Raw genomic sequence first — 15,015 nt, forward strand, 5'->3', positions numbered from 1 at the left:
AGTTGTAAAATTATTTAGCTAAAAATATATAGGAAACAATGGCACAAAGCCCTAAAACAAATGCAAAAAGATATAATCCGATACTTCCGTTTTGTAATTTTTTACCTTGAAAAGCCAATTCGTTGGCTACTTTTCCTAATCCAAAAACAAGGGCAGAAAGGCCAGTTTCGATATAGTCTCTGAAAAATCTTGATAATCCGTTGATAGAGCGAACGAAAATAGCATCGTAAGCTTCGTCTACATAATATTTGTTGTATAACACTTTGGTCAAACCGCTAATGTTTTCATCCGCTTCCGGAACATTATCTAGTTTGAAGTATTTCACATAAGCAATTAGAATACCTAACAATCCACCCAAAACAGCAACACCCATTAAAGTGTATTCTGTTGTGCCTAAATGATGTTCTTCGCCTGCTACTTTAGTGAAAAGAGGGGCTAGGTAACCATTTAACCAGCTGTTTCCAGGTAAACTGATCAATCCTCCAAAAGTAGCCAGAATAGCTAAAATCACTAATGGAAAAGTAATCAATCCGTCACTTTCATGTAAGTGGTGTTTTTGCTCTTCGGTTCCTCTGAAATTTTTAAAGAAAGTAAGGAACATTAATCTGAACATATAAAATGCCGTCATGATAGAAGCGACAGATCCTACCACATAAAGCGGGATGCTATGGTGGAAAGCCGTTAATAAAATTTCGTCTTTAGAGAAGAAACCAGAGAAAAATGGAACTCCTGAAATGGCTAATGATGAAATTAACATTGTCCAGAAAGTGATTGGCATCGCTTTACGCAAACCACCCATTTTACGCATATCCTGTTCCCCATGTAAACCATGAATTACAGATCCTGAACCTAAGAACAGACAAGCTTTGAAGAAAGCGTGTGTGATTACGTGAAAAACAGCTACTTCATAAGCACCAAATCCTAAGGCCAAAAACATTAAACCTAATTGAGAAACGGTAGAGTAAGCCAATACTTTTTTGATATCGGTCTGAACCAAACCGATTGTTGCAGCAACTAATGAAGTTACAGCTCCAATAATAGCGATAACAGACTGAACATCCGGAGCTAAATCAAATACAAAGTTCAAACGGGTAATCATGAAGATACCGGCGGTTACCATTGTCGCAGCGTGAATTAATGCCGAAACCGGAGTTGGTCCTGCCATCGCATCAGGTAACCAGGTGTATAATGGAATTTGTGCTGATTTACCACAAGCTCCAATAAACAAACATAAAGCAGCTAATGAAAGCAATGGGATGTTTAAGTTCGCTGCTCCTGCGATTGCCGTTTTTAAAGTAGCATAATCTAAAGTAGAGAACATTGAACCTAGTATGAACATTCCGATTAATAAACCTAAATCTCCAATTCTGTTCATGATGAAAGCTTTTTTCGCAGCATCATTGTAATCCTGGTTTTTGTGCCAGAATCCAATTAATAAGTACGAACAAAGTCCAACACCTTCCCAACCAATAAATAAAACTAACAAGTTACTTCCCATTACAAGAGTAATCATGAAGAATACGAACAGATTCAAATAAGCAAAAAACTTGTGCATATTCTCATCGTCGTGCATATAGCTGATAGAGTATAAATGAATCAGCGATCCAATACCAGTTACGAAAAGCAACCAAAGTAAAGACAACTGATCTAATAAAAATCCAAGATTGATCTTTAAATTACTAATTTGAATCCAGTCAAATAAAGTAACCTGAAGCGCTTGTTTGGTTTGGCTCACCTGATTGAAAAAGAAAAGTGTAACAGCAAAAGAAACCACTACAGCAGCAGTTCCGATGATTCCTGAAACGGTTTTTCCTAAGCTCTTGCCGAAGAAAACATTGATTAAAAATCCTAAAAAAGGAGATAAAACTAAAAGTAAAGCTAAATTGGTATCCATTTTTATTTATCCTTTTAAATTTTTTAAATTATCGATACTAATCGAACCTAAATTTCTAAAGATCGAAACTAAAATAGCCAATCCAACTGCAACTTCTGCTGCAGCAACTGCCATCGAAAAGAACACAAAGACTTGTCCCTGCGCATCCTGATGGTAAGTTGAAAAAGCAACAAATAAAAGGTTAACAGCATTCAACATGATTTCGATAGACATGAAAACGATAATAGCGTTTCGTCTGTACAATACACCAAAAATACCAATACAGAAAAGTACAACACTCAAAAAGATGTAGTTTTCAATACCTATTTGATTTAATATATTACCCATTATTTATTTAATTTTTCTTTTTTAGACAATAATACAGTTCCAATCATGGCTACTAAAAGCAAGATCGAAGCAAATTCAAACGGAACCATATATTCGTTCAGCAAAATTTTACCCAATACTTTGATTGATTGGAAATCTTCACCCGTTGAGTCGTATTCGCCAACAATTGGTTTAGAGTTGATAAAAATTGCGATTAATACTATGCAAATCAAACAAAAAGAGACAATGGCCCCTAAACGAGTAATTCTGGGACGGTGCACTTCTTTTTGTTCGTTCAGGTTCATCAACATGATCGTAAACAGGAACAGAATCATAATCGCTCCCGAGTAGACTATGATGTGTACGATAGCCAAAAATTGAGAGTTTAATAGTAAATAATGACCGGCAATAGAGAAAAAACAAATCACTAAGTAAATAGCACTATGAATTGGGTTTCTGCTAAAAATAGTCAGGAAAGCGGTAATCACCGTAATAAACGCTAAGAAACAAAATATAATTTGTACAGTTGTTGCGTGTGCAAAATCGGGAATATGTATCATTTAGTTAGCATTATTAAGTTGAGCATTTTTGATAGCCACGTCAAGAGGCATCACTAATCTGTCTTTTCCAAAAATGAAATCTTCTCTTTCATAGCTTGAAGGTACCAAAACTTTTGAAGTCGTCAGGTAAATGGCGTCTTTTGGGCAGGCTTCTTCACATAAACCACAGAAAATGCAACGTAACATATTGATTTCGTAGATTGAAGCATATTTTTCTTCTCTGTACAAATGTTTTTCATCTGCTTTACGTTCAGCAGCTTTCATTGTGATCGCTTCTGCTGGGCATGATAAAGCACATAATCCGCAGGCAGTACAGTTTTCACGACCTTGTTCATCACGTTTCAATTGGTGCTGACCACGATAAACCGGACTCATTTCACGCACTTGTTCAGGGTAGTGAATCGTCACTTTTTTTCTGAATAAGTGTTTAAGTGTGATAAACAATCCTTTTACAATCGCCACAAGATACAATCGTTCCATAAAAGTCATCTCCTTATTAGAGACCACCTTTTTTCTACCCGATAATGATATAGTTTCTATTGACATTTTTTAATGTATGATTTACGATTCACTATTTGTATGATACAAATTAAATCTGTTTTATTTTTGTTTTTAAGCTAATCCTGCTATCCGCTGTATCTTTTGTGGTGAACCCCACCACAAAAGGATGCCGCTGCTATCAGGGCTAGGGCATTACGGTTCTTAGAATCCTAAAGCTGCTGCGATATCGTGTCTTAATATTACAGCACCCGTAATCATAATGTTAATAATGGAAAGCGGTATTAAAATTCTCCAGCCTAAATTCATTAATTGGTCGTATCTGAATCTTGGAATCGTCCAACGTACCCACATATAGAAAAAGATGAAGAAACATATTTTAGCAAACAATACTACGATACCTAAAATATTTCCTGCGTTTACCCCTACATTATCAACCATCCATTGCATTCCGGGATAATTGTATCCACCAAAGAATAATACCGAGATAATAGTAGCTGAGATGAACATACTTGCATATTCAGCAAATAAATAGAATCCCATTTTCATGGAGGAATATTCCGTATGGTAACCTCCAATTAATTCGTTTTCACATTCTGCCAAATCAAAAGGAGTTCTGTTGGTTTCAGCGAAAGAACAAATTAAGAAGATTAGAAAAGATAACGGCTGGTAAAAAACATTCCAGTTCATTCCTTGTTGTTGTAAGGAAATTTCTTTTAAGCTTAAAGTTCCGGTCATCATCAACAAAGCAATCATCGATAATCCCATGGCAACTTCATAAGAAACCATTTGTGAAGCTGCACGAACAGCTCCCATCAAAGAGAATTTATTGTTAGAAGCCCATCCACCAATCATGATACCATAAACTCCAACAGAAAGAACACCAAAAATATATAATAACGCAATATTGATATCAGTGGCCTGTAAATAAACATCACGGCCAAAAACATGTAATTTGTCTCCCCAAGGAATAACAGCACTGGTCATTAAAGCCGTACTCATTGCGATTCCGGGTCCTACGATGAATAAAAATTTATTTGGTGTATTTGGGAAAAACTCCTCTTTCGAGAATAATTTCATACCATCAGCAAGAGGTTGTAATAATCCTCCCCATCCGGCACGGTTTGGTCCTACACGGTCCTGTAAAAAAGCAGCAACTTTACGCTCAGCCCAGGTAGAATACATCGCCATAATCATAGTAATCGCAAAAACGACAACAATAACGACACTTTTTTCTATAATAAATGCACTTTCCATTTCTTAAGATTTTTTATCATTAGTAGTTAATGGAATTGCAGCCATACTAATTTTTTTACGATCGATATCTCTACCTAAAAGGATATTTTTCTCTGTATCGATTTCAACTTTCTCTAATTTTTGAGTGTAGTTGTTTTGGTTGATTACAGAATCTTTTTCAAATTCTCTTGGTCCTTCAATTACCCAGTCACTCACATTTTTATGGTCAAAACGACAGCTGTTGCAAATGAATTCTTCTACTTCATGGTACTCATCTTTACGACCGGTAACACGTTGAATTTCTCCTCCAAACATCCATACAGTTGTTTTACCACAACATCCAGGAGTGGTACATTCTCTGTGAGCATTAAAAGGTTTGTTGAACCATACTCTCGATTTGAAACGGAAAGTCTTATCGGTTAAAGCTCCAACCGGACAAACGTCGATCATGTTTCCTGAGAATTCATTGTCGATTGCTTTAGAAATTCCGGTTGAAATATTAGCGTGATCTCCACGATCTAATACCCCGTGAACTCTGTTGTCTGTCAATTGATCGGCAACTTGTACACATCTTTGACATAAGATACAACGGTTCATATGCAGTTGAATATTCGGACCGATATCTTCCGGTTCGAACGTTCTTTTTTCTTCAATAAAACGTGATTTTGGATTTCCGTGCTCAAAACTTAAGTTCTGAAGATCACATTCTCCAGCCTGATCACAAATAGGGCAATCCAGCGGGTGGTTGATCAATAAAAATTCCGTTACCGATTTACGGGCTTCTGTTACACGATCAGAAGATTTACTGTTCACTTCCATTCCGTCCATACATCCTGTTACGCAAGATGCCATTAATTTTGGCATTGGTCTTGGGTCAGCTTCACTACCTTTCGAAACTTCAACTAAACAACAACGACATTTTCCACCGCTGCCTTTTAATTTTGAGTAATAACACATGGCTGGCGGAACTAAATCTCCACCAATCATACGTGCAGCCTGCAGGATTGTTGTTCCTGGCTCTACGTCTATACTTTGACCGTCTATGGTTACTTTCATCTCTTACTTTTGTTTTTTTAGTTTCAGGTTTCAGGTTTCAGGCTTTCACTTGAAACTAAAAAAACTTAAAACTTTAAACTATATTTTTAAACTGTTTGTTTGCCTACTAAATGCTTCACTTGTGAGAAAGGTTCAGCAACAAAGTGATCTCTATTTTTAATTTTCTCCGGGAAACGAACGTGATATTCAAATTCATCTCTAAAGTGGCGAATTGCTGCGGCTACCGGCCATGAGGCTGCGTCACCTAGCGGACAAATCGTATTTCCTTCGATTTTACTCTGGATGCTCCACAATAATTCGATATCCTCTTCACGGCCCTGGCCGTTCTCGATTCTCCATAATATTTTCTCCAACCATCCTGTTCCTTCACGACAAGGTGTACATTGTCCGCAAGATTCATGGTGGTAAAAACGGGCAAAATTCCAGGTATTACGAACCACACAAGCGGTGTCGTTGTACACAATAAATCCTCCTGAACCTAACATCGATCCGGTAGCAAAACCACCATCACTTAAAGATTCGTAAGTCATTAAACGGTCTTCACCGTTTGCTGTTTTAAAAATTAATTCGGCAGGTAAAATAGGCACCGAAGATCCTCCCGGAACAAACGCTTTTAAAGGTCTGCTGGAAGACATTCCTCCTAAGTACTCATCAGAATTCATGAATTCGTCAACACTTAAACCCAATTCAATTTCATAAACTCCTGGGTTTTTAATGTGTCCTGAAGCCGAAATCAATTTAGTTCCCGTTGAACGTCCAATACCGATTTTCGCATAATCGTCACCGGAATTGTTTACGATCCATGGCACAGTAGCGATAGTTTCTACGTTGTTTACCACTGTTGGATTGGCCCAAAGTCCTGAAACCGCCGGGAAAGGTGGTTTAATACGAGGATTTCCTCTTTTACCTTCCAGAGATTCGATAAGTGCAGTTTCTTCTCCGCAAATATAAGCTCCGGCTCCACAGTGAACGTGTAACTCTAAATCGTAACCTGTACCTAATATATTTTTTCCTAACCAACCGGCAGCTTTAGCTTCGGCGATTGCTCTTTCTAATATTTTGAAAACCCACATATATTCTCCACGAATGTAGATATAAGACAGGTTAGCGCCTAAGGCATAACTTGAGGTAATCATTCCTTCGATCAATAAGTGAGGAATAAATTCCATCAAATAACGATCTTTGAAAGTTCCCGGTTCAGACTCGTCGGCATTGCATACTAAGTGTCTTGGTTTTCCTGATTTTTTATCAATAAAACTCCATTTCATTCCGGCAGGGAAACCTGCACCACCACGACCACGTAGTCCTGATTTTTTTACTTCTTCGGTAACTTCATCCGGTGTAAGTGTTTTCAAAGCTTTTTCTACAGAGGCATATCCACCATTTTGGCGGTATACTTCGTAGGTTTTGATACCCGGAATGTTGATTTTATCTAATAATATTTTCTGTGACATCTTATTTATCGTGTAATATTATTTTATCCTCTCTGCAATCAGCAATTAACTGATCGATTTTTTCTTCTGTCAATTTTTCTTTGTAGAAATCTCCCAACTGCATCATCGGAGCGTATCCGCAAGCGCCTAAACATTCTACACCGGCAATGGTAAACATTCCGTCCGGAGTGGTTTCTCCCATTTTGATGCCTAATTTCTCAGAAGTATAATCCATTAAATTCTCAGCACCATTTAAACAACAACAAGAAGTCTGGCAAAATTCGAACATGTATTTTCCAATTGGTTTTTGGTTGTACATGGTATAAAAAGTAACCACTTCGTAAACCTCAATTGGTTTGATGTGCAAAATTTCGGCAACTTTATCCTGTAACTCAATGCTTAACCAGTTGTCATGAGCGTCCTGCACTTCATGCAAAACAGGTAACAAAGCTGATTTTCTTCTGTCCTCAGGATAATGACTGATCAACTCATTGATGCGGGACATCAACGCTTCAGTCATGTTTATTTCTTGTTTGTAATGTTTTCGTTCCATTTTTATTTTAGATTTTAGATTTTGGATTTCAGATTTTTTAAATCTTTGTCCATAACCCATATTCTGCAATCTTTATTAGTTTTTAGATTTTTCAATCTGAATTCTTCAATTCTATATAAGTCTAGATTTTCAATCTAAATTTTAAGTATGCCATTCTGCAATCTAAAATCTAAAATTTTCAATCTACAATATCTTTACGCGTCTAATTCTCCTGCAATTACATTTAAACTGGATAGAATAACAATTGCATCCGAAAGTAAAGCTCCTTTAATCATATCCGGATAAGCCTGGTAATAAATGAAACAAGGTCTTCTGAAATGTAATCTGTATGGCGTTCGGCTTCCGTCTGTAACCAAATAGAATCCTACTTCTCCATTTCCTCCTTCAACCGGGTGGTAAATTTCTGCAACCGGTACAGGAACTTCTCCCATTACAATCTTAAAGTGATAAATTAAAGATTCCATCGAAGTGTAAACGTCTTCTTTTGGAGGAAGGTAGTAATCCGGAACTTCTGCATGGTATTCGTTTCCTGCCGGCATTTTAGCCAAAGCCTGACGAATAATGCTCAAACTTTCCCAAACTTCAGCATTACGAACACAGAAACGATCGTAAGTATCACCTGATTTTCCAACCGGGACAACAAAATCAAAATCTTCGTAAGAGGAGTAAGGTTGTGCTACACGAACGTCATAATCAACTCCCGCTGCACGTAAGTTTGGACCTGTAAATCCGTAAGCCATTGCCTGCTCTGCTGAGATAGCACCAACGTTTACGGTTCTGTCAAGGAAAATTCTGTTTCTTTCAAATAAGTTAACAAACTCTTGCCAGGCCACAGGGAATTCTTCTAAAAAAACGTCTAGTTTGCGGAAAGCTTCAGGCGACCAGTCTCTCTCGAAACCACCAATTCTTCCCATATTTGTTGTTAAACGAGCTCCACAAATTTCTTCGTAAATCTCATAAACTTTTTCTCTGAATTGAAAAACGTACAAGAAACCAGTATAAGCACCAGTATCTACACCCAGAATCGAGTTACAGATTAAGTGATCTGTAATACGGGCCAGCTCCATTACAATTACTCTAAGATACTGAGCTCTTTTTGGAACTTCAATTCCCAATAGTTTTTCTATAGTCATCCACCATCCCATATTGTTAATAGGAGAGGAGCAATAGTTCATTCGGTCTGTAAGAGGAGTAATCTGGTAAAAAGGGCGATTTTCAGCAATTTTTTCAAAAGCTCTATGGATGTAACCGATTGTTGGTTCAGCCTCAAGAATTCTTTCACCATCCATCAACAGGATATTTTGAAAAATACCGTGAGTCGCCGGGTGCGTAGGACCTAAATTCAGTACCGAAAGTTCACTTCCGTCTTCGTTTAGTTTGTCCTTAATTATTTTAGCATATCGATGCTCTGGTGATAATAATAGTTCTGACATTTTATAATGTTGAATTATTTATTTTTAGCAATTTGTTGTTGTTCTTCCAAAGAATCTGTCGTCTTTATCAGTTCTTCCGCTGTCTTCCATTGGGAATTCTTTTCGCATTGGGAAAGACACCATTTCGTCCATATTCAAAATACGTTTCAATTGTGGGTGTCCAATAAAATTGACTCCGAAGAAATCGTATGTTTCTCTTTCCATCCAGTTTGAACTCAGGAAAATATTTGAAATGGTTTTGATCTCCGGTTTTTCACCGTTTAGATATACTTTGATTCGAATACGTTTGTTTTCGTACCAGTTGTGCAAATGATAAACAATAGCATACTGACGATCCGTTTCGTTGTCCGGATAATGAACACCGCATAAATCAGTTAGAAAGTGGAAGCGTAAATCGGAATCGTTTTTTAAAAAAAGAATCAGGGCTGTGATTTTATCAGCGGTAGTTTCCAATGAAAAAATATCTCTTTCCTGTTGAAAGTTAAAAACACTTGTGTCAAATGTTTCTGTAAGTTTATCTTGGATCAGGGTATTTTCTAAAGCCATCTTAAGTAATATTATATGAAGCTAGTAATTCTTGGTATTCAGGAGAGCTTCTGCGTCTTACAGATTCGCTTTTTACTAATTCCTGAAGTTTCATTACTCCGTCAACAATTTGTTCCGGTCTTGGAGGACATCCCGGTACGTAAACGTCAACCGGAATTACTTTGTCAATTCCTTGTAAAACAGAATAAGTATCGAAGATTCCGCCTGATGAAGCACAGGCTCCAACAGCAATTACCCAGCGTGGTTCAGACATTTGTTCGTAAACCTGTCTTAAAATAGGCGCCATTTTTTTTGAAATAGTTCCCATTACTAAAAGCATATCTGCCTGACGAGGAGAGAAACTCACACGCTCAGAACCAAATCGTGCTAAATCGTAATGTGAAGCCATTGTTGCCATGAATTCGATACCACAGCATGAGGTTGCAAAAGGTAGTGGCCATAATGAATTGGCTCTTGCCAAACCTACAACATCATTCAGTTTTGTAGCGAAGAAACCTTCACCAGTAACTCCCTCCGGCGGCGCAACCATATTTACATTTGAATCGCTCATTTTTTATTTTAGATTTCTGATTTTAGATTTTAGATTGTTGAAACCTTAAAAAGTAAAATCAATTTTTTTAAATCAGTATTAAATTTAGTTTAAGATTAAATTTTAAATTTTAATTTCAGATGCTTAGATCTAAAATCAGAAATCTAAAATCTAAAATTTCTTTATTCCCAGTCTAAGGCTTTCTTTTTGATGATATAAAAGAAACCCACTAAAAGAAGCGACATGAAAACAATCATCTTAAGCATTCCTTCTACGCCTAATTCTTTAAAGTTTACTGCCCATGGGTAAAGGAAAATTACCTCTACGTCAAACAGTACAAATAAAATGGCTACAAGGAAATATTTTACAGAAAAAGGAATACGTGCGTTTCCAACAGATTCGATACCACATTCGAAGTTTTTATCTTTTACTTCAGAACTTCTTTTTGGACCTAATTTTCCGGAAATAACGATGGTTCCTGCGACAAAACCCACAGCCAAAATGAACTGCATTAAAATAGGAATGTAACTGTATTGATCAGATTGCATAAACTTAGCTTTTTTACTTAAAGAATAAGCCACAAAGATAACTTTCAACTCTGTAAATCACAAGCTAAAAAATGATTTAAGTGTACCCTGAAACCGCGTTAACCGCTAATTTTTATTGATTATAAATAAGATCCAAGGATTTTAGTATTTTTTTAAGATTTGAGCAAAAAAAAACGCCCCGATACTTCGGGACGTTTTGAAAACCATTCAGAGGCAAAAAAAATAAATTGCTATATTTTTCTTAGATTACTGCTACTTTAGCAGCAACTTTCCCTTTTCTTCCTTCTTCTTCTTCGTAGCTTACACGGTCTCCTTCGCGTAATTCTTCCGCGTTAATTCCTGAAGCGTGAACGAAGATGTCTTTTCCTGTTTCTTCGTCTGTAATGAATCCATAACCTTTAGACTCATTGAAAAATTTTACTGTACCTGTACGCATTGTAATTGTAATAATAATTTATAATAAAGCAAATGTAACATATAAATTCATACAAAAGACATATACCTGTTAAATTTTTGTAAAAATTATTGATTAACAGTCTTTTCGCTATTTATATTGCATCAAATTTGGTATGTGTATACTTTATTTGAGAATCATTAATTATTATAATTAAATGTTAAAAAAGTAGCTTATATTTTACAAAAATTTCGTATATTAAGCGGAGTTTGATTTTTTAAGACTTGTTTTTGTGGGAAAAAGCCTGTGTTTACTAGGGATTTCTTTCCTGTTTTAAGATTTTATTAACACGAAAAAAGGGTAAAATGACGACAAACTGCATAAAAAAACGACAACTGAAACTTTTAGCTGTCGTTTTTTGTTTTCTAGAAAAAGAATAAGAAATTATTTCAAATCCAATTTTATAGCAAGTTCTTTCAATTGAGCTTCATCGATTGCGGCAGGAGCATCGATCATCACATCGCGTCCCGAATTGTTTTTTGGGAATGCAATGAAGTCTCTGATGGTTTCCTGACCTCCTAAGATGGCTACTAAACGGTCTAATCCAAAAGCTAAACCTCCGTGTGGCGGTGCTCCAAATTGGAAGGCGTCCATTAAGAAACCAAACTGTGCTTTTGCTTCTTCTTCGGTAAAGCCTAAATATTTGAACATTAATTGCTGTGTTGCTTTATCGTGAATACGAATCGAACCTCCGCCAATTTCATTTCCGTTTAACACCATATCGTAAGCGTTTGCGCGAACTTTCCCTGGTTCAGTTTCCAGCAATTGCATGTCTTCCGGTTTTGGAGAGGTAAACGGGTGGTGCATTGCGTGATAACGCCCTGATTCTTCGTCTAATTCCAATAGTGGAAAATCAATTACCCATAATGGTGCAAATACTTCAGGATTACGCAAGCCTAAACGGGTTGCAAGTTCCATACGAAGTGCCGAAAGCTGTGCACGGGTTTTATTGGCAGGTCCCGAAAGAACAAAAATCATGTCTCCCGGTTTTGCTCCTGTGATTTTTGCCCATTGGCCTAAATCATCCTGATCGTAAAACTTATCTACAGAAGATTTGTAAGTTCCGTCGTCGTTGCATTTGGCATACACCATTCCTGATGCTCCAACCTGAGGGCGTTTTACCCAGTCAATTAAGGCATCGATTTCTTTACGGGTATAGTTTCCTGCTCCCGGAACGGCAATACCTACTACTAATTCTGCAGCGTTGAATACCGGAAATTCTTTGTGTTGCGCAAATTCGTTTAATTCACCAAATTCCATTCCGAAACGAATGTCAGGTTTGTCATTTCCATATGTTTTCATGGCATAGTCGTAGGTAATTCTTGGGAATTTATCTACTTCGATACCTTTGATTTCTTTTAATAAATGTCTGGTCAGACCTTCGAAAATATTTAAAATGTCTTCCTGTTCCACAAATGCCATTTCGCAGTCAATTTGTGTAAACTCAGGCTGACGGTCCGCACGTAAATCTTCGTCACGGAAACATTTTACGATCTGAAAATATTTATCCATTCCACCCACCATCAATAATTGTTTGAAGGTTTGCGGTGATTGCGGCAAGGCATAAAATTGTCCTTCGTTCATACGGCTTGGTACAACGAAATCTCTCGCTCCTTCCGGAGTCGATTTGATAAGGTATGGAGTTTCTACTTCGCAGAAATCTAAGTCTGATAAATATTTACGAACTTCCATAGCTACTTTATGACGGAACAATAAACTGTTTTTTACAGGATTTCTTCTGATGTCTAAGTAACGGTATTTCATTCGGATATCTTCACCACCATCCGTTTCATCTTCGATTGTGAAAGGAGGTGTTAAAGCAGCATTCAGAATGGTTAGTTCTGATACTAAAATTTCGATTTCACCGGTTGGAATATTTTTGTTCTTGGCTTCACGCTCAATTACGGTTCCTTTTACCTGAATTACAAATTCTCTTCCCAATGTTTTGGCAAGTTCAAAAACCGCTTTATCCGTACGGCTTTCGTCAAAAATAAGTTGTGTAATTCCATAACGGTCACGTAAATCAACCCAATTCATAAATCCTTTATCGCGTGATTTTTGAACCCAACCCGCTAGTGTAACTTCCGTGTTAATATTTGAGGCGTTTAATTCGCCACAATTATGACTTCTATACATGATCAAAATTTTAGACTGCAAAAGTAAACACAAAATTCAAATTAATATAGTAAAGTGATCACTTGATGCTTAGAAATTTGAAATATTTTGTTAATTCTTAAATTTCGAGAGGCTAATTTCGTTAGATTTGGATTACAAAATCTAAACTCTAATTGATATGAACAAATTTTTAATAACCGGTTTGTTGATTTGCAGCACCTTGGGTGTGATCGGTCAGGTCAAGAGCCCAATTAAATTTACCGCTAAGATTACGAATAGAAACAGTGATACTTTAGTGATAAAAGGAAAGGATAATTTCAAACAGGTGATTCCAATTAATAAAAAGGGAATTTTTGTGGCTTCTTTTGATGCTCCTAAAGGGTTTTATATGTTTTCAGATGGAACGGAAGGTTCTAACTTGTATTTAAAACCGAATTCGGATGTTAACCTGACAATGGATGCCAAGGAGTTTGATGAAACGATTGTGTACAAAGGTAAAGGGGTTGACGAAAGTAATTTTCTGGCTCAGCAGGCTTTAAATGATGAAAAGTTTCAGAAGGAAGCTTTTGTTAAGGAAGCTACAGAATTTGCATCACTATTGGAAGCAAAGCTGAAAACGGATCTGGGAAGTTTAGAGAAAGGTAATTTTGATGCTGAGTTTACGACGGCTTTGAAAAAGAAATTTGAAAGTTTTAACCGCTATGCTAAAGATGATTATGAGAGTGCTGCAAAAGCCAAAAAAATGACGGGAACCTTATCTCCTGATTTTAATTATGAAAATCATAAAGGAGGAAAGACAAAGCTTTCTGATTTAAAAGGGAAGTATGTTTATATTGATCTTTGGGCTACCTGGTGCGCACCATGCAGAGCTGAGATTCCGTATTTACAAAAATTGGAAGAGAAGTATCATGGAAAAAATATTGAGTTCGTGAGCGTATCTGTGGATAAAGCGAAGGATAATGAAAAATGGAAGAAGTTTGTGACGGATAAGAAGCTTGGAGGAATTCAATTATTTGCTGATAAAGACTGGGAATCTGAGTTTGTAACAAGCTATGGTGTTACCGGAATTCCAAGATTTATTATTGTGGATCCAAGCGGTAAAGTAGTAAGTAGTGATGCGGAAAGACCTTCATCTCCAGAACTTCAGACGCAATTAGATGCGTTATTAAAGTAACTTACGTTTCAAATTACAAGTTTATAAAAGGTTTATATTTTTTTAGGAAATAGCAGTAAAACCAAGGCTTAAGCTTTGGTTTTTTTGTTTTTGAAAAATTTCCAATGTTAAGCTTTCATCTAATGTTACCAAATTGTTAAGTAAAAGTTTTTTTAATGTAAACAATTGATTATATTTGATAAAGATTTGATAACATTAATACCTAAAGATATGAAAAAGTGTGTAATTTTAGTTGCAATATTGTTCTCTGGAATTTTAGTTGCACAAGAGATAAAACCGGAATTGGAAGCTGTTGGAAATAGAGTAAAAGCTACGTATTACTATGAAAATGGTAGTGTTCAACAAGAGGGTTTCTTCAAAGACGGTAAGTTAGATGGTGTTTGGGTATCTTATGATACAAAAGGAAATAAGATGGCTGTTGGAGAATACACTGAAGGAGTAAAAACAGGAAAATGGATTTTCTTCAATGATAAAAATCTTTGCGAAGTGGCGTATGAAAACAGCAAAGTAACATCTGTTAAGAATTTACAGAAAAATGCTTTAGCCAATAGAAATTAGAAGATTTCTGAGATATAAAAAAACCGTCTCGTTTTTTAACGAGACGGTTTTTTTATGCCTTTGTATTTCGGTATTTTAGTTTTTTCGGATCAGGTGCAAAAGTTGGGAGTATTGCTCTGAAA

The 15,015-nt window shown here is 36.4% G+C and carries 16 protein-coding genes; 2 read left to right on the forward strand and 14 right to left on the reverse strand.

Annotated features, from left to right (window positions below; all coding sequences use genetic code 11):
• Positions 1–10 precede the first annotated feature (10 nt).
• The 14 genes from nuoL to aspS all read right to left on the reverse strand — a co-directional run bounded on the left by nuoL (position 11) and on the right by aspS (position 13,182).
• A complete protein-coding gene (gene nuoL, locus B0A80_RS05795; RefSeq protein WP_089076712.1) occupies positions 11–1,894 on the reverse strand; it encodes an NADH-quinone oxidoreductase subunit L in 1,884 nt (627 codons plus the stop codon).
• Positions 1,895–1,900: 6 nt separating this feature from the next.
• Positions 1,901–2,221: an NADH-quinone oxidoreductase subunit NuoK gene (nuoK, locus tag B0A80_RS05800; RefSeq protein ID WP_017494599.1), complete on the reverse strand. Its 321-nt coding sequence runs from the start codon at positions 2,219–2,221 to the stop codon at positions 1,901–1,903.
• Positions 2,221–2,760: an NADH-quinone oxidoreductase subunit J family protein gene (locus B0A80_RS05805; protein ID WP_017494600.1), complete on the reverse strand. Its 540-nt coding sequence runs from the start codon at positions 2,758–2,760 to the stop codon at positions 2,221–2,223. Before B0A80_RS05805 ends, nuoK begins: the two co-directional genes overlap by 1 nt.
• Positions 2,761–3,306 (reverse strand): NuoI/complex I 23 kDa subunit family protein, encoded by a 546-nt coding sequence (locus tag B0A80_RS05810; RefSeq protein WP_026109775.1) that lies wholly within the window; start codon positions 3,304–3,306, stop codon positions 2,761–2,763.
• A 156-nt stretch (positions 3,307–3,462) separates the two neighbouring features.
• On the reverse strand, positions 3,463–4,515 hold the full coding sequence (nuoH, locus tag B0A80_RS05815) for an NADH-quinone oxidoreductase subunit NuoH (protein ID WP_070906114.1): 1,053 nt from the start codon (positions 4,513–4,515) through the stop codon (positions 3,463–3,465).
• Positions 4,516–4,518: 3 nt separating this feature from the next.
• Entirely contained in the window at positions 4,519–5,550 is a 1,032-nt protein-coding gene (locus B0A80_RS05820) for a 2Fe-2S iron-sulfur cluster-binding protein (RefSeq protein WP_017494603.1), read from the reverse strand.
• Between the two features lie 86 nt (positions 5,551–5,636).
• Positions 5,637–7,004, reverse strand: a complete 1,368-nt coding sequence (nuoF, locus tag B0A80_RS05825) for an NADH-quinone oxidoreductase subunit NuoF (protein WP_017494604.1) — start codon at positions 7,002–7,004, stop codon at positions 5,637–5,639.
• A 1-nt stretch (position 7,005) separates the two neighbouring features.
• Complete coding sequence (locus B0A80_RS05830; protein WP_070906572.1) at positions 7,006–7,536, reverse strand: complex I 24 kDa subunit family protein; 531 nt, start codon at positions 7,534–7,536, stop codon at positions 7,006–7,008.
• Between the two features lie 194 nt (positions 7,537–7,730).
• Positions 7,731–8,969: an NADH-quinone oxidoreductase subunit D gene (locus tag B0A80_RS05835; protein WP_070906113.1), complete on the reverse strand. Its 1,239-nt coding sequence runs from the start codon at positions 8,967–8,969 to the stop codon at positions 7,731–7,733.
• A gap of 24 nt (positions 8,970–8,993) precedes the next feature.
• Positions 8,994–9,515 (reverse strand): NADH-quinone oxidoreductase subunit C, encoded by a 522-nt coding sequence (locus tag B0A80_RS05840; protein ID WP_017494607.1) that lies wholly within the window; start codon positions 9,513–9,515, stop codon positions 8,994–8,996.
• A gap of 1 nt (position 9,516) precedes the next feature.
• Positions 9,517–10,065, reverse strand: coding sequence for an NADH-quinone oxidoreductase subunit B (locus tag B0A80_RS05845; protein WP_017494608.1), 549 nt, complete (start codon positions 10,063–10,065; stop codon positions 9,517–9,519).
• A 161-nt stretch (positions 10,066–10,226) separates the two neighbouring features.
• A complete protein-coding gene (locus B0A80_RS05850) occupies positions 10,227–10,592 on the reverse strand; it encodes an NADH-quinone oxidoreductase subunit A (protein ID WP_026109777.1) in 366 nt (121 codons plus the stop codon).
• Between the two features lie 241 nt (positions 10,593–10,833).
• On the reverse strand, positions 10,834–11,028 hold the full coding sequence (locus tag B0A80_RS05855) for a cold-shock protein (protein WP_007137066.1): 195 nt from the start codon (positions 11,026–11,028) through the stop codon (positions 10,834–10,836).
• A 402-nt stretch (positions 11,029–11,430) separates the two neighbouring features.
• Positions 11,431–13,182 carry an aspartate--tRNA ligase gene (gene aspS / locus B0A80_RS05860; protein WP_017494610.1) on the reverse strand — a complete coding sequence of 584 codons (1,752 nt, stop codon included), beginning with the start codon at positions 13,180–13,182 and terminating at the stop codon, positions 11,431–11,433.
• 157 nt (positions 13,183–13,339) lie between these two features.
• Here aspS and B0A80_RS05865 point away from each other — a divergent pair, with 157 nt between their 5' ends.
• Both B0A80_RS05865 and B0A80_RS05870 read left to right on the forward strand, forming a co-directional pair.
• On the forward strand, positions 13,340–14,335 hold the full coding sequence (locus tag B0A80_RS05865; protein ID WP_089076713.1) for a TlpA family protein disulfide reductase: 996 nt from the start codon (positions 13,340–13,342) through the stop codon (positions 14,333–14,335).
• 210 nt (positions 14,336–14,545) lie between these two features.
• The gene (locus B0A80_RS05870; protein WP_017494612.1) at positions 14,546–14,893 is read left to right on the forward strand and encodes a toxin-antitoxin system YwqK family antitoxin; all 348 of its coding nucleotides are present in this window, start codon (positions 14,546–14,548) and stop codon (positions 14,891–14,893) included.
• Positions 14,894–15,015 lie beyond the last annotated feature (122 nt).

Source organism: Flavobacterium tructae, from assembly GCF_002217475.1.
Taxonomy (GTDB): Bacteria; Bacteroidota; Bacteroidia; order Flavobacteriales; family Flavobacteriaceae; genus Flavobacterium; species Flavobacterium tructae.